This is a genomic window from Candidatus Scalindua japonica (assembly GCF_002443295.1).
Classification (GTDB): Bacteria; Planctomycetota; Brocadiia; order Brocadiales; family Scalinduaceae; genus Scalindua; species Scalindua japonica.
Genome location: NZ_BAOS01000028.1, coordinates 148,050 through 165,234, shown reverse-complemented (window position 1 = coordinate 165,234; position 17,185 = coordinate 148,050). Strand labels below are relative to the sequence as shown.

The window sequence follows — 17,185 nt, the reverse complement described above, 5'->3', positions numbered from 1 at the left end:
TACTTTTAAAGATATGTATGGTAAATTATAAATCTATATTCAACAATAACTCATGTTCTCTGTTTAAGGCTTCTGTTTCAAGTTCTTTAACCCGTTTTGAAGTTTTGTCGATAAACGCTTTGTTTTTTATCGCTTTCAAGTTGATTTTAATATTGTATATGGCGGACAGAACTGCCGTTCTTGCCATCATAACTGCAACGGCACCGTCTGTAACGGTATTTTTATTTCCCTTTTTCACGGCCTTTCCGGCCAGTTCCATTACCTGGATAGCATATTCAGCTACGTCTAATGGCACTGTGACTGCATGTTTCAACCCACGTTGAATCTTCTGTTCTTTAAGGTACTTTTCCTCTTCGCTATTACCTGGCAGCTTTATTGCAGCCATCACATCATCATAAGCATTAGAATCGCTATCAATAGTCAGGATAAGGTCATTTTTCAAACGTAAAGCACCTTGCGCAACGGCTTTCATCTCATCACCAACATCATCATAACTTTTTTTACCAATAGTCAAGTTTGCTACCATTTCAGTCAGACTTGCCGCAAGCGCGGCGCTTAAAGCTGCCACGCTTCCCCCACCGGGAGCTGGAGAATCCGATGCTACCTTTTTCAGAAACTCTTTTATGGTCAGTTCTGATAACATGATTTATTTGCTTTATCAAATACAATTATACCGTTTTTAATAACTTTTTCCACACAACTGACACCGATATGATAAGGGATAAATTTATATGACGGAAATTCCAGGATTATTAGATCCCCGAATTTTCCCACATCAACACTTCCTACCTTATCTGCTCTGTCAATTGCCGCAGCCCCATTTATCGTTAATGAGGTAACCGCTTCTTCTATTGTTAAGCCAGTATAAAGAGTGGCCAGAACAAAAATCAGTGGTATCGATTCAGTGTGACAACTCCCAGGATTAAAATCTGTTGCCAGCGCTACCGCACAACCCTGATCAACAATATTTCTTCCTTTAGCATATGACTCCTTCAGACTGAATGCTGTTCCCGGTAGAAGTGTAGCTACAACACCTTCATCTGCCAATTCAGCAATGCCCTTGTCAGAAGCATGGAGCAGATGGTCGGCTGAAATCGCGCCAAGTTCAGCTGCCAGTTCAGTGCCGCCAAGTTGAAAGATTTCATCTGCATGTATTTTCAACTTAAACCCAAACTCTTTTGCTTTAGTTAGTAACCGCCTTGACTGTTCTACCGAGAATACCTCTTTCTCGCAAAAAACATCACAAAATTCAGCAAGGTTTCTATCGACGACTTGTGGCATTACATTGTCTACCATGTAGTCAATAAATTTCTCTTCTCTGTTTTTAAAATTTTCAGGGACCGCATGTGCCCCAAGAAAAGTCCTGACAATATCCACAGGATGATGTTTGTCTAATTCAACCATGGCTTCCAGCTGCTTTATCTCTGTCTTTTCATCCAGCCCATAGCCGCTTTTTCCTTCAATAGTAGTAACACCAAATGACAACATTGAATCAAGACGTTTTCTCCCCGACACTATCAACTCTTCCCTGGATGCTTCCCGAGTAGCATTTACTGTTGCAACAATACCACCGCCTCGTTTCATTATCTCCATATAATCTTCTCCACCCAGTCGCCAGGAAAACTCCTCAGCTCTATAACCACCAAAGACAAAGTGGGTATGGGAATCAATAAATCCGGGTAAAACAGCCTTACCCGTTGCATCAATAGTATCGAACTCTGTTTCAGTAAACTTTTCCAAAACCTCCCCGGACTTGCCGACAGCCGTTATTACCCCTTTTTCGATAACCACTGCTCCATCATTAATTATATGTAACTCGGACATATCTCCCCCCTGTTTAGCCTGAAACCCACTGCAGGTTACAAGCTGGGAGGCGTTTTTGATTATTACATTACCTTTCATATGTTTTTCTCAAATGCGTTTGAAACAAGTTTATCCACGAGTTTATCATCTGCAATAAAAGGGAGCGTAATGTGATCTCTCCCTATACGTTCAATATTATACTTGATACAGGTTTCAATCGAATTCTCATTTCTTGCCCAGCTTCTCCTTGCAACACCGCCCATGACGTCCCAGGGTATTGCCAGTCGGATGATGTTGTCTACTCTCTTGCTTCCGTCCAGTACGAGCCCAAAACCACCGTTTATCGCCTTTCCAATACCGACGCCACCGCCGTTGTGAAGTGTGACCAGGCTCATACCCCTTGCAACGTTTCCTGCAAAACACTGTGTAGCCATATCTGCCATAATATTACTGCCGTCCTTTATATTTGCCGTTTCTCTGAATGGCGAGTCGGTACCTCCAGTATCGTGATGGTCTCTGCCAATCATCACCGGTCCAACCTCTCCATTACGGACCATTTCATTGAATTTGAGTGCAATATTCATTCTACCCGCGGAATCCTGATATAATATTCTTGCCTGTGTACCTACAACAAGGTTATGTTTTTCTGCATCTCTGATCCAGATATAGTTATCTTTATCCTGGAATCTTGCGTTTGGGTCTATGCATTCCATGGCCGCTTTATCGGTCTTGATGAGTTCATCTTTCTTTCCACTGAGGCAAACCCATCGAAACGGGCCATATCCATAATCAAATAAAACCGGCCCCATGATATCTTCGACATAAGAGGGAAAGACAAATCCCTCGGTTGTATCTTTACCGTTTTTGCAGATTTCTTTAACGCCAGCATCAAATACCGCCTTTAAGAAGCTGTTTCCATAATCAAAAAAGAATACCCCTCTATCTACCATAGTCTTTATCAATTGAAAGTGACGCTTTAACGACCGATCTACATATTCCTTGAATTTTGTGTGATCCGTCTTTAGTAGTTCTGTGCGCTCTTCGAAGAACAAACCTTGAGGGCAATACCCACCTTCGTAAGCTGCGTGACATGAGGTCTGGTCGGATAACAGGTCAATGGCAATACTGTTATTTACGGCATACTCCAGCAGGTCTACAATGTTTCCGTAAAATGCAATTGACAGGGTCTCTTTTTTCTGTTGATACTCTTTCGCCAGATTGAATGCTTCCGCCGGATCATGAGCAATCCTGCCAATCCAGCCCTGTTCGTGCCTTGTCTGGATTCTTGAATAATCAACCTCAGCAATGATGCCGACACCATTGGCAATCTCTACCGCTTTGCCCTGCGCACCGCTCATTCCGCCAAGGCCGGAAGATACAAACAGACGTCCTCGTAAATCTTTATCTTCTGCAATTTCGAGTTTCAATCTTCCGGCATTCAGGATAGTACTGTATGTGCCATGAACAATACCCTGCGGCCCGATATACATCCATCCACCAGCTGTCATCTGGCCGTAATTTGCAACACCAAGTGCTGATGCTCTGTGCCAGCTCTCCTGATCATCAAAGCAGCCCACCATGAGGGCGTTGGTAATTATCACCCGTGGTGACTCAGGTGCGGATTCAAATAGACCGACCGGATGGCCTGATTCGATGACCAGCGTCTGATTTCGCGTCAACTCTTCCAGATATTTCTTGATAAGCCTGTACTGCATCCAGTTTTGACACACCTGTCCCGTCTCACCGTAGGTAACCAGTTCGTAAGGATAAAGTGCGATATCAAAATCAAGATTATTATCGATCATTACCTGAAACCCTTTCCCCTCTATGCAGTTACCGTTGTATTGATCAACCGGTTTAGAGGCTATCTTTCCTTTCGGTCTGAAACGGTATCCATAAATCCTTCCTGTAGAAAGTAGCTCCTCTAGAAATTCAGGTGCCAGTCCTGCGTGCCATTTTTCGGGGGTATAGCGAAGCGCATTTTTTAAGGCGAGTCCCGTCTCTTTCCGGGATAAAGTAAACTCCCTTTTGGGAGCCCTCCTGACACCTTTAACAAAATCAGGCATTTGGGGTAATTGATTAAATATCTCTTCGAGTTGGATGGTCATTGCCACGGAAATATCATTATTGTGATTCATTCCCTTTTCCTTTAACCTGAAAATAGTTTCCCTATCTGGTTCCTCTCAGGAAGCAGACAGGGAAACTGATTCTGACTTTCGATACTTTATATTTTTGTTGTGCCTTTAGTTTATTCACTCAGGCGAGTTTCGTGGTACCTTGAAAGAACATGAAATTTTCTCATAGATAGATATGTGTTCGTTGTAATCTGATTTTTCATCAAGCTGAAATATTTTAACCCTCAAGAACTTATGAATCAAAGGGAAATTATCAGTAATCACTATTGCTGTTTTTCCCTTTATACCAGTAATTTTTATTTAAGTAAGCTTTAAATCTCATTATAAACTCAAAAAAAAGTTGTAATATTAAGATATTCTGTTTTAATGAGCCCATTTGAAACATTATTTCCTGCAGATATATGGCAAAGAAAGATTAAAAATTATCTATAACATGATTCGAATACTTTTCGATTTTCAAACATCTATAACACTATAACAATCAGGAGAGAGCAAAATACAATGTCATTCTTTGGACTAAGCAAGAAAAATATCATAGCAAAACCGGGTTTTAATCGCTGGCTTGTACCACCGGCATCTATTGCAATACATTTGTGTATCGGTTCTGTTTATGCGTGGAGCATGTTTAACCCCGCACTGATTAAAGTAATCGGTGGGGCGGCAAGTTCTGCTGACGACTGGTCTCTTGGTCAGGTAGTCTGGATTTTTTCCGTTGCAATTGTCTTTTTAGGACTAGCTGCAGCTTTTGCGGGAAAGTGGCTCGAAACCGTTGGCCCCAGAATGGTTGGTTTTGTCGCGGCCTGCTGTTGGGGTGGGGGCTTCATGATTGGTGGTGCGGGCATAATGACCCATCAGTTGTGGTTAATTTACTTCGGATATGGTGTTATAGGCGGTTGCGGACTGGGACTTGGATATGTCTCTCCGGTCTCTACTCTCATACGGTGGTTTCCTGATAGAAGGGGTATGGCCGCCGGAATGGCCATTATGGGTTTTGGTGGTGGTGCTATAATAGCAAAGCTCAGCATTGATAACCTGCTGGCATGTTTTTATAAAGCACCGGAATATTTAGGTGCGATAGATGCCGTTGAACTGGTTACGGAAGGCGGCAGGCGGTTTGCTGAAATTGCAGGACAGCTTACTGAAGTAGTTGTCGTTGGAGCCAACGACGTTTCAAGGATGATTGTACCCGGGGAACCGGGTGTTTACGTAGTTAATTCCGGGTCTACCGGCGCGACTGAAACGTTCTTTACGCTGGGAATTATCTATTTTGTCATCATGACAATAGCTGCTTTTTCCTATAGAATTCCCCACGAGGGCTGGTTGCCTCAGGGTTGGGTCCCACATACTGCCGAAAAAGCAGAGAGCAAAATGATTTCTCAGAACGATGTTCACATAGACCAGGCGCTGAAGACCCCTCAGTTTTATCTGCTCTGGGTCGTCCTCTGTTTTAATGTTACTGCCGGTATTGGAGTTATCGGCGTGGCAAAAACCATGATGTCAGAAATATTTGGTTCTACTCTGCCATTCATTGTTGATGCGGCATATGCGGGTACATATGTCCTCATGATCAGTGTCTTCAATATGTTAGGTCGCTTTTTCTGGGCCAGTATTTCCGATTACATTGGCCGTAAAGTAACCTATTACATATTTTTTGCTCTTGGTATTTTTCTCTATTTGTCTATACCCTATACGGCTATCAAAGTCCAGGCTTCTCCTGCTGCAATATGGCTGACTATTTTCTACGGCGCTACCATGATAATTTTTACCATGTATGGAGGGGGCTTTGCGACGATTCCCGCTTACCTTGCCGATATATTTGGGGCCCGCTATGTAGGGGGTATTCATGGCCGACTGCTTACCGCATGGAGCACTGCGGGAGTTCTGGGTCCACTGGCAATTACACAACTCCGGGAGGCTTCGCGGATAAACGCTATTGAAGGACTTGCTGCAAAAGCTGACCCTGCAGTTTTTGAACGGACATATGGCGCCGGAATAAGCCAGCTTTCACAGCTCGTCGAACAGAAAACAGTAACAATTTCCAATCTCATGGCAATCGTTCCAAGCGGAGTTACTGACCCTTCTCCAACACTATACAACACAACAATGTACGTTATGGCCGGTTTATTGGCAATCGCTCTTATTGCAAACGTATTCGTTAGGCCTGTCCATGAACGACACCACATGAATGGTGACTGATTAAATAGAGATAAGAGTCGATTGTCGATTCTCCTGTTCCAATAAGGTAATCATGTTATGTAGAAGTAGATTGGAATATAAGAAATTTTTAGTATCCTGCCTGCCCTGGACTGTTACGGTTCAGGGTTTAGCTTTCCAATTCTTGAATTCAATAATCCTTAAATAGTATTTCGTACTTGCCCGAACAACCATTTGCCAGCCCGACATACATTCTGGAGGCGGCTAAAATACTAATATCTTTCTTCTCTCTCTTGAGCCTGTAAATAAAAATCTGTGGCTAAAGTTCTCCTTATTCTTTCATTTGAGCTCTTGGCTCCTTTTGTCCGGCGAGCGGTGAGTTTTTATTTTACTTTTCCCTTCAGTGTCAATTCATGGAGTTTGTGTCTAATCTATTATATTGCATTTGTAGCTCAATTGGGCTATGCTGGATAAACTTTAGTTATAATAAAGGAGTGTAGAAAAATGAGCAAGACTAAAACTGCAACAGTAAGAGCACGAATTAATCCGTCATTGAAGAAAGAGGTTGAGACTCTTTTTGAAAAATTAGGATTATCCACGACTGAGGCAATTAACCTTTTTTACAAACAGGTCAAATTGAGAAACGGTTTACCTTTTGATGCAGTTGTTCCCAATAAAGTAACAGGAAAGGTCTTAAAAGATACTGATACCGGCAAGAATCTTGTACGCTGTGAGGATGCCAATGATATGTTCAAGAAATTGGGAATCTGATGTTAACTCCAGTATACACAAGGCAATTTGCAAAAGACCTGAAAAAGATGCAGAACCGTGGAAAGTCATCAAATAAGATCAAGAACATAATGCATGATCTTGTAAATGGAATTCCTCTTGATGCCAGGTATAGAGACCACAAACTCGTCGGTTACTATAAAGGTAGACGAGAGTGTCATGTCGAAGCAGACTGGCTCTTAATTTATAAAACTACAGAAGAAGAGATAATATTTGAAAGGACCGGAACACACTCAGACCTCTTTAACTAAATTTCTCTTACATCTTCTCTTTGCGTCTTTCGCGCCTCCTTGTCCTCGGCGCCTTTTGTCCGGGGAGCGGTAAATCTTTTCTCTTTTAGTGCCAATTCGTACCCGCCTGACCTGTCTTTCGGGCAAGCAATTTGCCAATAATCTTTCATATTGCAATTCCTGTAGTTCTGGGTTATTCTTAGGCAAAAGTATCTAAGGAGGAATAATGAAAGGGAAAATAAAGATCATAGGTATGATTGGAATAGTAGCATCCGTAACAAATTTGCTAATCAATGGGTGGCACATTTTGGGAATAATTGCTCTGGTGTTATTTTCCGCAATATTTGAAGCAACGTTCCATATTCCGACCAAATCCTCTTAATCAATGAGCCAGAAAAATGAATACGGATTGTAACGACTTGAATCCTTAAAAAAAGAGATTAAACGAAATACATATGCAATTCGTATGTTTAAACCGCTTTCAGACAATACAGAAAACAAGTGTCAGGTTCTATGAAGAGTTAACAAACACGGTCAAGCCAAAGATTGATTGTCCATGCCACCCACCTGCTACTACCATTTTGCTTTGAATCTTAGACTTGCATATTGGATTGTTACCAGTTAAAATATTCCATGGAATTAAATCACGTTGGTATCATTAATAAGAACGAAGAGCAGGCGCTGAAGTTTTATGTGGATTTTCTTGGTCTCAAAAAGACAAGAGAGATTCTCCTGCCATCGGAACTTTCACAGCAGCTGTTTTCTGTTGACAAAGAGATCAAGGTCCTGGTTGTCGAAGGCGAGGGGATAAAGATCGAGGTATTCGTATCGGATTTTCAACCTGAAAATCCCAATTTCACCCATTTCGCTATAATGGTAGATAGTCTGTCAAATCTTACGGGAAAGGCAAAGCAGTTTGATGCAAATGTCATCATCGGGAAATATAAGGATAAGACCGTCTACTTTCTCAAAGACTTTTCCGGTAACTTAATTGAAGTGAAACAGAAACCGTAGAAGTGGTGTAAATAATTTCTTTAGCATTTTATCGATCCTCGAACAAAAAGCGCCGCAAAGCTGATAAAGAACTTAGAGTCATTTGTTAATTAACTGAAAATCCCGGCATATTAACTCGGCAATTAAATACGTGAATATACTATCCAAATATATTACAACTTCTGCATGAAAAAAACCGATGCAAGAAAACTAACAACAGAAGAACAGCAGCAAACACGCAGCCAAGCAATTCGTCTTCACCCCAAGTGTAAACGGGTCGATTTGATCTCTACCGTTACGAATCAAGGCAAAGTGAGTTGATGGTATATGAGAATAAAATAAATTTTGATACTCTCATAAAGTTTTTGAAACGTCTCATTAAAAAATCAGCAAGAAAGGTATTTATGGTTCTTGGTAATTTAAAGGTGTACCATTATAATTGTCAGCCAAATCAACACTTATGAATATTTGCGAGGGACAATATTAATAATTCGCTAAGACAAACCTGTTTCAAAGATAGATTCCTTTTTCTCCTCATCTCTATATTGTGCCTGCTGGTTATCTCACCCATCTTTAAGGACTTTATAGGTATTCGTGTCCTGATGGATGTATTTTTTACGACTACCTTGATATTCGGAACCTACGCTGCAAGCAGGAAAACCTATATTGCCATCATTGCTGCATCGCTTGCCTTGCCAATGCTCGTCTCAATCTGGCTAAACCGATTTGTAGATATACCTTTTCTGATTTTCGTGGGAGATTGCTTTGTAATAGCATTTCTGGTTTTTCTGATAGTAGTTATCCTGTCTTTCATATTCAACGAACGCGAAGTTACAATCAATGTTATCTATGCGTCAATTGTTGTTTATCTGCTCATTGCCATAATGTGGGCGTTCGTTTATTCAGTTGTTGAGAGTATTCACCCGGGATCTTTTGCCACAGGACAAGCTCAAATCGAGGCAGGCAGACGCCTTTATATTTACTACAGTTTTGTTACTATCACAACACTGGGTTACGGAGATATAACTCCCACAACGGATCTGGCAAATACCTTCTCATTTCTTGAGGCTGTTACAGGACAGCTTTATATAGCCATACTGATTGCAAGATTGGTCGGTATTCACATTGCACAATCAATGAGTAGAGAAAAACAGATTAAGTAGCATATAAACACATCATCGTCCAGCAGTTTCAATTGATCAGCTATATGTTCTGATAGAATGTGTCATGCTATTGTCGGCAGTTATAAGTCAAACAAACAGGGACATCAAACAAAAGAATACCTCATTCAAAATTCCTTGAAGCAGATTCCTCTTGCAGCTTTTCAATAATCTCTTTTGCCTCTTTTAAGCGAAAATCCCAAATGAAGAATTCAATCTCGTCCATAGCCACCGGTTCCTCCGAAAAAAGCATCACTGCACGAAGCCCATCCGTCCAGTACTGGTCTCCGAGGATAATTTCACGGGGTTTTTCAGGTGTGGCAGCACCAACACCTTCAACCATACCCAGCTTAGTTAGGCCCTGTACAGCCATGACGTCCATTATCAGATAGTCGCGAGCGTCGTCCACTTCCGGGTCAACCGCATGAGTCGTAAGGTTCCATACGCCTGTTGTCATCCGAATACCTATATCGCGGCTTATTTGTCCAATCCAGACAGACATACCACAGAAGATCCATGGCGTAAGCCAGAGACGCATATGGTTACGCTCATTAACAGAATCTCGCCCCTTCTGGAGAGCAATATCTTGAGCCCTGCCAAATACATATTGGGGACTGATCGGGGCGTTCAAGTACATATTGCCCGTAATGAATGCCTTTGCCATCTTTAAGCCGGTAGAAAATGTGACTGCTTCTGTTTCGTCCCATCCGGCACGAGCAAGAGCACCGTATATCAAATCCGGCCTTCCGACCAGTACAATATTAAGAGGATCACCGTCTTTGGTATCCTTCTCGTTTCGTGCACAGCATTGGAAATCAAAGAGTTTTGCGCGAAAATCCTCTTCTTTATCAAATTTAATGAATTCCTCCGGTTGGTATAGATCATCAAAATTAACGCGCATATGGTCGGCCTTAATGCCAGGTACAGGTATGTAGAAAACAACTGTTCTGACCTGCTTCGGGCCAAACATGACAACTGGCACTACCTTGGTGCCAAAACCGAGGTTTGTAAATACAAAACCTGACTCTGTTTCCCCCGGATTTATGAGTATGTCAAGGGCCAACTTTCTGTAATCCTCTTCCATTTGCTTATTTTTGTCTTTATCCGACACCCTATTAATTTCTGCCGCCTCTGTGGAAGAAAAGTATTTTGGGTCAATAGCTATAACGATAATGGCAAACGGGGTATCTTCGTTATTTATAATCTCCAGCCATACGGGCTGGATCCCTTTCTTTGCCAGCGGTCTGCCGAATATCTGTTTGCTCTCTTTGGGTGATAGCACCGATGCTGTCACCGTCAACTTGCCAACTTTCTTAGTCTGTGAGCGTTGATGAAAATTTACTTCATTAATAGGTATTGGATTATATGTTCCGCAGGCAGAAATCAGAACAAGCATAATAACAGCCGTCAAACTTTGTATTGTAATTTCTATTTGTACAAACTTCATTGACATTATTCTTTCTCTGTATATTTCTGTTCCAGTTTTTGTATCGCCGCTTTTACACTTTTGGCAAAATCCCAATTAAAAAAATCAACCTTGTTCATGGCTATTCGATCATCTGACAAGAGTAGTACTGCACGTTTGCCTTCAGTCCAGTACGGGTTGCCAGACAATGTTTTTCCCGGGGTTCCCGGTGAGGATTTACCCATGCCTTTGACGACCCCAAATTTAGCTAGTCCCTGAACCATCATAACATCCATAAAAAGGTAATAATAAGCATTGTCAATATCCGGGTCAATTTTGTTTGCAAGGTTCAATGATTTGTGCTTTCGTTTAATACCAATATCACGGCTGATATTACCAATCCATACGTTCTGACCTTTGAATATCCATGGGGAGAGCCAGAGGTTCAGACGGTTACGATTGTGTAAGCTGTCACGTCCTTTATGTAGTGATATATCCTGTTCACGGCCGAAGAGATATTGCGGTGTGGCTGGTATACTTAGCGGAAACTCACCCGAAAAGAAAGCTTCTGCTGTTTTAAGCGATGTTGAAAACGAGAAAGCTCCGGGTTTCTTCCATCCAGCCCTGGAGAGTGTATCATGTATCACATTGCGATTTCCAATCAATACAACATTGAGAGGTACATTATCGTTACTATCACTTTCGTCACGTGAACAGCATTGGAAACCGGCAAGCTTTGTTCGAAATGTTTCCTCTTCTTCAAACATGACAATCTGACCCTGCTTATAAAGATTGTCAATATCAATATCTTTATCTTCGCCTTTAAAACCGGTAACAGGAATGTAGAAAACAACTGACCTGACCTGCTGCGGCCCGAACAGGACAACAGGAACAACCTTTGTTCCTAGATCAAACCGCGCAAATACAAAACCTGACATTGTCTCCCCCGAAGGTATGCGGATATCAATGGCCAGTTTTCTGTAATCATCAGCAATTCTCTTATTTGTTTTTTTGCCTGCCACCCTGTGCATATATGCCACTTCGGACGCGGAAAAATATGTTGGATCGAGTGACCGGGAGATGAGGAAATACGGTAATTCTTCACCATTTTTAATCTCCAGCCAAACCGGCTGGATCCCCTTCTCTGCCAGCGGCCTGCCGAATATCTGCTCGCTCTCCTCATGTGAGAGAACTGCCGCAGTCACCGTTAATCCTCCAACGGCCTTAGTCTGTGAGCGTTGGAGGAAGGATACTTCTTCCAACGGTGTCGGATTGTATGTTTGACAGGCAGGAAGCCACACTATCAATAAAGTCAGGAGTCCAAACACTGCTGTAACTCGAACTTTTTTTGTCATCATTATTTCATCCATAATTATTGCATAATTAGAATTATACATGTTTATACTGTAGGGGCTGTTTCCCAAACAACCCTTATTATCAGACTCGTTTGGGAAACGAGCCCTACAATTTATTTTTCACTTATTTTGAGATTGTTACAGGAACGATATTTATAGACACATCTGTTACCGCCAGCTTTTCGATTCGTAATATTAATAGCAGCCTTATGTAGATCAATAATATTTCTTGTTACCGACAGACCAAGTCCTGTTCCCATACCTTCTGGCTCCGTAGTAAAAAATGGTTCAAATAACTTACCGCAAAAACGCCTTCCACATAAGAAACTTTTTCTCCACTGCTGTTAGTGAGTGGAACACCGTATAAAATATATGGAGTTCCGTTAACCCTGATTATATTATACCAATTCTGATTAAGAGGAATCGGTGATTCAGATGTATGCATATGGTCTCGACCGCTCTAATATTTTCATGGTCATTGTCCAGGTATTTTGCAATTTTATTCCGGTCAAGATCAAATATATTGACAATTACTGAATGACCTACCCTGGTATAACGACAGTTACGTAGCTTCAAACCTCGCGAAATTAAATTATCAAGTATGCGTTGTATTATTTAATGTTAGTCTAATATTATATTATTGTTCCCTAGAAAATATTTTTGAATTATTCTATCAACTTCTATTTTAATAACATCATCTTCACGGCCAGCATAATCTTCATAGAGTGATCTGGCAATAGTACAAAAAATATCTATTAACACTGAATCAAAATGGTTTCCAGTGTTCTCACGGATTATCTTCATTGTCTCTTCAAATGTAAAAGGTTCCTTATATGGGCGTCTGGAACACAATGCATCAAAAACATCTGCAATGGAAAATATTCTGGCTGTAAAAGGAATACTTCCTCCGCTAAGTCCATTAAGATAGCCATCGCCATTCAGCTTTTCATGGGGACTGCCAACGACTTCTCCAGCATCCTTCAACCATTCTGACTGCTCTAATATTTGTAGACCCTGTGTGACGTGGCTTTTCATGATATCGAATTCACTGTCTGTAAGATTACCGGGTTTAAGAAGAATATTATCAGCTATGCCAATCTTTCCTACATCATGAAAAAGCGCCCTTAATCAAGGTTCGAATATTGTTCTTATCGAGTCCAGCAGCTTCTGCAAGTCGCACAGAGTAAATTACTACACGGTAGTTATGCGCATCAGTATCGCAATCACGTGTCGCGATTGCACTTCCCAAGACCTTGAGAGTTTCCAATTGTGAATCTAAAAGTCTGTAATTCAGCCTGGTAAGTCTATTCATTAATTTAATTATTACTGGATATAACAGTCCGGTTGTTACAAGAACAATAGAGATGATGATTAAGGTAGTCTTTAAAGCTCTGCATCTAAAGTCTGCTACTACTTCTGAGGAGACAGCAAACGCTCCTACTATATTAGCAACTTTTTCTCCATTGCTGTTAGTAAGAGGCACGCCGAATTTAATATAAGGATTTCCTTTGATCCTGATTAGATCATACCAATCCTTATTATAAGAAAGCGGTGATTGAGAGGAATGCATATGTGTCTCAACCGTTTTAATATTTTCATGGTTACTATCAAGAAATTTTGCTACTTTGTTCTGATCAAGATCAAAGATATCAATAAAGACAGAATGTCCTACCTTTCCATAACGACTGTTGCGTAGCTTCACACCTCGCGAAATAACATTATCAAGTACGCGCTGTATTCCCTCGTGGTCTGGCAAGCCGGGTTCGTCCAGTAAAGAACCAGCTTCTGCATTAAAATGAACGGTTGCCTGAAGTGCACGGTCGAGTACTACCTCACCAACCTTATTACGTTCTATGAGTAGTACTGCTACTCCAAGGATAAAAGAGATTATTATACCTGCTATAGCAAGCCTTGTGGCCAGTATCCTGTGGATAGATACTTTGTTGTAATGTTTTATCTGTTTACTCCCCATATCTCGCTTCTTCATTATGTGTATGTTAGAGATGGAATATCAACTTATAATTATAAAGATGCCGGTTACAAAATATTTAGTTAACCATTTTATTCCCTGCCGCGTGTCTCGTCTAACCAGGTCCTCAACCTCATTGCCCAAAATTCAAAAGCTGTTTCTACAGCTCCCCACTTGGTGAAACCTTCTATTTTTCCACCCGGTCTCCTGTCTATTGCGACACCAATTCGTTCATTGGTCAAAGAAGCAAGTATCTCCACTTCTATTGATACCTCTCCAACGCCGGTATATTTTTCGGTTACTTCTTTTTTTACGGTACTCAAAGCTAATCCTACAGGTAAAACAATTGTAATGGCACCCATACCGGGTTTGTTTGGGACAACATCCGTTATTGCAAATCGAAGCCACATTACATCTGGTCAAGGTTATGTAACTAATGGATAAGCTTCTTAACATAATCGAATAAGTTTGCCGCCCCAAGTAGCAACATCTTTTCCTCCTCCTCTGTGTATGAGGTAGCCCCCCCTTTATCAACCGATTGAGTCGTTATTGCTCTTTTAACCACACCTTTAAGCCATACTCAAGTACTGACCCAAAGTCTCTACTCTTATAAATTTCCCTTTTATGAGAACTATTTGATCCGTAAACATCGAGATGAAACTCGCTTACTCTCCTTTTCCGCATACCCCAAAATAAAAGTGGTCATCATTGTCTACTTACATGCTCATTTTCTGATTTCAGCTTTAATAGTACGCCTTAATGTTAACCATTTTCTATCTCCTTTTGATTCATCCGACGTTTTTTTCTAACATAAGCCCCATCATTTAAATTAAAGTTACTTATTAAACCTGACTGTTAAAACGTTTTTCCAATCTAATCGCTCGCTCTTTACAACGCATAAAACTTAATATTTACAAGCTTTTTTCTCATTTTAACAACTTTACTCGCTATTCGTCATAATATCACTTATTGGAGAAAAAACAAGATAGACAAAAGTTGCATTTTCACTAATTTTTGTTAGATATGACGGCGATAACTTGAAGTTTTCAACAAATACATTTAAAACGAAGGAACGTCAATTAGCGTTAAATACCATCTACCTATTGAATATACGATCTCCCTTCCAATCATTATCCGGAGGAGTTTTTATAAACCAGATACAAGCTTCTTTCAGGTGTATTACCGACTTCTCCTTTTGATAAGAAGGCTTAAGCATGTTCAAATGGCTCATAGCTTTGGAAAAATCTCTTTTAAGATAGAGGCTGAAGGCCTCTTCATATAGTTCCTTGTAGAGCCTCATATCTTTCGGGACCTGGTCAATCGGGCCAAGCAATTCGAATATCTCTTCTACCTGGAGCTTACCTTTAACAGCACCACGGTCTACGTGACGAAACATGAAAAGATCATCTGTTTGTGAAACAACAGATGAAGTAACGAGGATCCTGGTGCCATAATATTTGTTCAATTCTTCCATTCTGCTTGCCAGGTTTACATTGTCACCAAGTACCGTGTAATTTAGTCTTGAACTTGCTCCAACGTTACCTACGACCGCTTCACCAGTTGATATGCCGAAACGTGTTACAAATTCCGGCTTTCCCGACACTTTCCACATTTTGTTCAGATCATCAAGTTTATTTAAACAATTCCATGCCGCTCTTACCGCAGACAAAACGTGTTTTGGATTATCGAGAGGTGCACCCCAGAATGCCATAACTGCATCTCCAATAAACTTATCTACCGTAGCATTCTCTTTGCTTAATTCTTTGAACATCAAATTGAAATATTCTTCTAAATGAGATGTCAACTGCATAGGCGACATCTTTTCAGATATCGTAGTAAAGCCTTGTATGTCGGTAAATAGTATAGTAACATCTGATGCTTTTCCTCCTATTTTAGCAGCATCACCACGATCTAACAGTTGTCTGACTATGTCTATAGGTATATATCTTGAGAAAGCATCAAGTGCAATACGCATACGTTCATTTGCTTCAGTCAAGTGGTGTATTTCTCGAATTGAAGTTTCAGGTTTACTTTGTTGCCTGACGTCAAGCTGACGAAGGGATTGTACCTGTTGAACAAGCCCATGAATCGGTTTTGTAAATCTCCTTGACAATATAAGTGCCATGATTGTTGCAATGATGCTTGCAATCGCTGAAATTGCCAGGATAAGTAAAAATTGGAGAGTAACGTTTCCAAGAATATCAGATGAGGGAATAAGTGTACAGATCCAGGATGGATTGTCATTCCTTTTTGATCTTGTCAGTTTTGAGAAAGCACACCACCATGTATTACCACCGGAGGAAACTTTAAAGTTACCACCATCAGGTTTACCCGATTTTTTCCATAATTCTACAGCACTGCTGATTTCCTCAATTTCAAGGTCCCTGACATCCTTAAAGAGATATTTCTCGATGGCGTTTGCTGCAGTAAATTTATCACCAGAGGGTAGTGCAGTTACTTTTTCGTTGTCAAGCATGATAAATATTTTACCATTCGGACTGGGTTTGAATCCGGTAGTAAAAGATGTGAGGTCTTTGTGCAACATGTCAAATGCAAGTATGAAGGAATTTTGATTCGGTTGAAAAACCTGGATTGCAACTGTAATACCAGGTTCTTTTGTAGTATAAAACAAGTAGGGTTGTGTCCAGACCGGAACTGTCAAATCTTTAGCATTAATTGCAAGCTCATACCATGGTCTTCTGCGTGGATCATAATCACTGTCCTGCATCTGTTTTTTCTGAAATTCCAGTTTTCGATTGAATATAAGCCATTGTACCTTTTTTGAATCCCACTTCCCAGGGCGTACAAGTCTATTTTTCCAGCAGTTTTCACTCTTCAAAATAAGATAACCATTTCCATCCGCATCGCCTGTGTTAATTGAGGTGATATATGGTATCTGGTCCATTATAGGGGTAAAGAAGTGATTAAGCTTTTCTGTATTGTTTACATCAAGTAGTCCTGTTTCAAAAGATCTTTTTGTTTGGAGCAATGCATTATGTACTGGCGTACCGACTGAGTTTAGAAAAGAGTTTGTCTGGACGACAGCATGGTTAAAGAATGAGATAGATAGTTGGTTCGAAATCCTGGAGCCTATAAATATAGTAGAGCCAAGGAATAAAGCTGACTGTATTAGAATGAGAAGCAGGAAACTGTAAAGAAGACTCCTGCGCATAGTGATACCTTTTTTCATTG

General features: G+C 40.7%; 17 protein-coding genes. 5 read left to right on the top strand and 12 right to left on the bottom strand.

Features of this window, described 5'->3' with window-relative positions; all coding sequences use genetic code 11:
* Positions 1–25: 25 nt before the first annotated feature.
* The 3 genes from SCALIN_RS15210 to SCALIN_RS15200 are packed head-to-tail and all read right to left on the bottom strand — an operon-like array spanning position 26 to position 3,941.
* Positions 26–643, bottom strand: a complete 618-nt coding sequence (locus SCALIN_RS15210) for a cyclodeaminase/cyclohydrolase family protein (RefSeq protein WP_096895311.1) — start codon at positions 641–643, stop codon at positions 26–28.
* Positions 628–1,902 carry an imidazolonepropionase gene (gene hutI, locus SCALIN_RS15205; protein ID WP_096895310.1) on the bottom strand — a complete coding sequence of 425 codons (1,275 nt, stop codon included), beginning with the start codon at positions 1,900–1,902 and terminating at the stop codon, positions 628–630. The genes SCALIN_RS15210 and hutI overlap by 16 nt, the downstream gene beginning before the upstream one ends.
* Positions 1,899–3,941, bottom strand: coding sequence for a urocanate hydratase (locus SCALIN_RS15200; protein WP_096895309.1), 2,043 nt, complete (start codon positions 3,939–3,941; stop codon positions 1,899–1,901). The genes hutI and SCALIN_RS15200 overlap by 4 nt, the downstream gene beginning before the upstream one ends.
* 498 nt (positions 3,942–4,439) lie before the next feature.
* Here SCALIN_RS15200 and SCALIN_RS15195 point away from each other — a divergent pair, with 498 nt between their 5' ends.
* The 3 genes from SCALIN_RS15195 to SCALIN_RS15185 all read left to right on the top strand — a co-directional run bounded on the left by SCALIN_RS15195 (position 4,440) and on the right by SCALIN_RS15185 (position 7,132).
* Positions 4,440–6,134, top strand: coding sequence for an OFA family MFS transporter (locus SCALIN_RS15195; RefSeq protein WP_096895308.1), 1,695 nt, complete (start codon positions 4,440–4,442; stop codon positions 6,132–6,134).
* Between the two features lie 462 nt (positions 6,135–6,596).
* On the top strand, positions 6,597–6,863 hold the full coding sequence (locus SCALIN_RS15190) for a type II toxin-antitoxin system RelB/DinJ family antitoxin (protein ID WP_096895307.1): 267 nt from the start codon (positions 6,597–6,599) through the stop codon (positions 6,861–6,863).
* Positions 6,863–7,132: a type II toxin-antitoxin system RelE/ParE family toxin gene (locus SCALIN_RS15185; protein WP_096895306.1), complete on the top strand. Its 270-nt coding sequence runs from the start codon at positions 6,863–6,865 to the stop codon at positions 7,130–7,132. Before SCALIN_RS15190 ends, SCALIN_RS15185 begins: the two co-directional genes overlap by 1 nt.
* Here SCALIN_RS15185 and SCALIN_RS22360 read toward each other — a convergent pair.
* A complete protein-coding gene (locus SCALIN_RS22360; RefSeq protein WP_162532351.1) occupies positions 7,129–7,281 on the bottom strand; it encodes a hypothetical protein in 153 nt (50 codons plus the stop codon). The two genes, SCALIN_RS15185 and SCALIN_RS22360, sit on opposite strands and share 4 nt — an antisense overlap.
* A gap of 463 nt (positions 7,282–7,744) precedes the next feature.
* On the opposite strand from SCALIN_RS22360, the gene SCALIN_RS15180 reads away from it, so the two are divergent.
* Together SCALIN_RS15180 and SCALIN_RS15175 are read left to right on the top strand one after the other, a co-directional pair.
* A complete protein-coding gene (locus tag SCALIN_RS15180; RefSeq protein ID WP_096895305.1) occupies positions 7,745–8,125 on the top strand; it encodes a VOC family protein in 381 nt (126 codons plus the stop codon).
* A 581-nt stretch (positions 8,126–8,706) separates the two neighbouring features.
* Positions 8,707–9,267: a potassium channel family protein gene (locus SCALIN_RS15175; RefSeq protein WP_096895304.1), complete on the top strand. Its 561-nt coding sequence runs from the start codon at positions 8,707–8,709 to the stop codon at positions 9,265–9,267.
* A gap of 121 nt (positions 9,268–9,388) precedes the next feature.
* On the opposite strand, the gene SCALIN_RS15170 is transcribed toward SCALIN_RS15175, so the two are convergent.
* The 8 genes from SCALIN_RS15170 to SCALIN_RS15140 all read right to left on the bottom strand — a co-directional run bounded on the left by SCALIN_RS15170 (position 9,389) and on the right by SCALIN_RS15140 (position 17,183).
* Positions 9,389–10,717: an LssY C-terminal domain-containing protein gene (locus SCALIN_RS15170; RefSeq protein WP_096895303.1), complete on the bottom strand. Its 1,329-nt coding sequence runs from the start codon at positions 10,715–10,717 to the stop codon at positions 9,389–9,391.
* On the bottom strand, positions 10,717–12,027 hold the full coding sequence (locus tag SCALIN_RS15165) for an LssY C-terminal domain-containing protein (RefSeq protein ID WP_162532349.1): 1,311 nt from the start codon (positions 12,025–12,027) through the stop codon (positions 10,717–10,719). The genes SCALIN_RS15170 and SCALIN_RS15165 overlap by 1 nt, the downstream gene beginning before the upstream one ends.
* A gap of 110 nt (positions 12,028–12,137) precedes the next feature.
* Positions 12,138–12,284 carry a hypothetical protein gene (locus tag SCALIN_RS21745; RefSeq protein ID WP_133111943.1) on the bottom strand — a complete coding sequence of 49 codons (147 nt, stop codon included), beginning with the start codon at positions 12,282–12,284 and terminating at the stop codon, positions 12,138–12,140.
* Positions 12,285–12,645: 361 nt separating this feature from the next.
* Positions 12,646–13,104, bottom strand: a complete 459-nt coding sequence (locus SCALIN_RS15155; protein WP_230406641.1) for an HD-GYP domain-containing protein — start codon at positions 13,102–13,104, stop codon at positions 12,646–12,648.
* Positions 13,105–13,132: 28 nt separating this feature from the next.
* Positions 13,133–14,011, bottom strand: coding sequence for a hypothetical protein (locus SCALIN_RS15150; protein WP_133111941.1), 879 nt, complete (start codon positions 14,009–14,011; stop codon positions 13,133–13,135).
* 74 nt (positions 14,012–14,085) lie between these two features.
* Positions 14,086–14,403 (bottom strand): DUF3313 family protein, encoded by a 318-nt coding sequence (locus tag SCALIN_RS15145; RefSeq protein ID WP_096895298.1) that lies wholly within the window; start codon positions 14,401–14,403, stop codon positions 14,086–14,088.
* A gap of 23 nt (positions 14,404–14,426) precedes the next feature.
* Positions 14,427–14,558 carry a hypothetical protein gene (locus SCALIN_RS23465; protein ID WP_261341035.1) on the bottom strand — a complete coding sequence of 44 codons (132 nt, stop codon included), beginning with the start codon at positions 14,556–14,558 and terminating at the stop codon, positions 14,427–14,429.
* A gap of 531 nt (positions 14,559–15,089) precedes the next feature.
* Positions 15,090–17,183: an adenylate/guanylate cyclase domain-containing protein gene (locus SCALIN_RS15140; protein ID WP_096895297.1), complete on the bottom strand. Its 2,094-nt coding sequence runs from the start codon at positions 17,181–17,183 to the stop codon at positions 15,090–15,092.
* Positions 17,184–17,185 lie beyond the last annotated feature (2 nt).

Bases quoted from the DNA above. Each gene is read 5' to 3' on its own strand.
- SCALIN_RS15210 (WP_096895311.1), bottom strand. From the start codon at position 643: ATGTTATCAGAACTGACCATAAAAGAGTTTCTGAAAAAGGTAGCATCG.
- hutI (WP_096895310.1), bottom strand. From the start codon at position 1,902: ATGAAAGGTAATGTAATAATCAAAAACGCCTCCCAGCTTGTAACCTGC.
- SCALIN_RS15200 (WP_096895309.1), bottom strand. From the start codon at position 3,941: ATGAATCACAATAATGATATTTCCGTGGCAATGACCATCCAACTCGAA.
- SCALIN_RS15195 (WP_096895308.1), top strand. From the start codon at position 4,440: ATGTCATTCTTTGGACTAAGCAAGAAAAATATCATAGCAAAACCGGGT.
- SCALIN_RS15190 (WP_096895307.1), top strand. From the start codon at position 6,597: ATGAGCAAGACTAAAACTGCAACAGTAAGAGCACGAATTAATCCGTCA.
- SCALIN_RS15185 (WP_096895306.1), top strand. From the start codon at position 6,863: ATGTTAACTCCAGTATACACAAGGCAATTTGCAAAAGACCTGAAAAAG.
- SCALIN_RS22360 (WP_162532351.1), bottom strand. From the start codon at position 7,281: ATGAAAGATTATTGGCAAATTGCTTGCCCGAAAGACAGGTCAGGCGGG.
- SCALIN_RS15180 (WP_096895305.1), top strand. From the start codon at position 7,745: ATGGAATTAAATCACGTTGGTATCATTAATAAGAACGAAGAGCAGGCG.
- SCALIN_RS15175 (WP_096895304.1), top strand. From the start codon at position 8,707: ATGGATGTATTTTTTACGACTACCTTGATATTCGGAACCTACGCTGCA.
- SCALIN_RS15170 (WP_096895303.1), bottom strand. From the start codon at position 10,717: ATGTCAATGAAGTTTGTACAAATAGAAATTACAATACAAAGTTTGACG.
- SCALIN_RS15165 (WP_162532349.1), bottom strand. From the start codon at position 12,027: ATGATGACAAAAAAAGTTCGAGTTACAGCAGTGTTTGGACTCCTGACT.
- SCALIN_RS21745 (WP_133111943.1), bottom strand. From the start codon at position 12,284: ATGGGAACAGGACTTGGTCTGTCGGTAACAAGAAATATTATTGATCTA.
- SCALIN_RS15150 (WP_133111941.1), bottom strand. From the start codon at position 14,011: ATGAAGAAGCGAGATATGGGGAGTAAACAGATAAAACATTACAACAAA.
- SCALIN_RS15145 (WP_096895298.1), bottom strand. From the start codon at position 14,403: ATGTGGCTTCGATTTGCAATAACGGATGTTGTCCCAAACAAACCCGGT.
- SCALIN_RS15140 (WP_096895297.1), bottom strand. From the start codon at position 17,183: ATGAAAAAAGGTATCACTATGCGCAGGAGTCTTCTTTACAGTTTCCTG.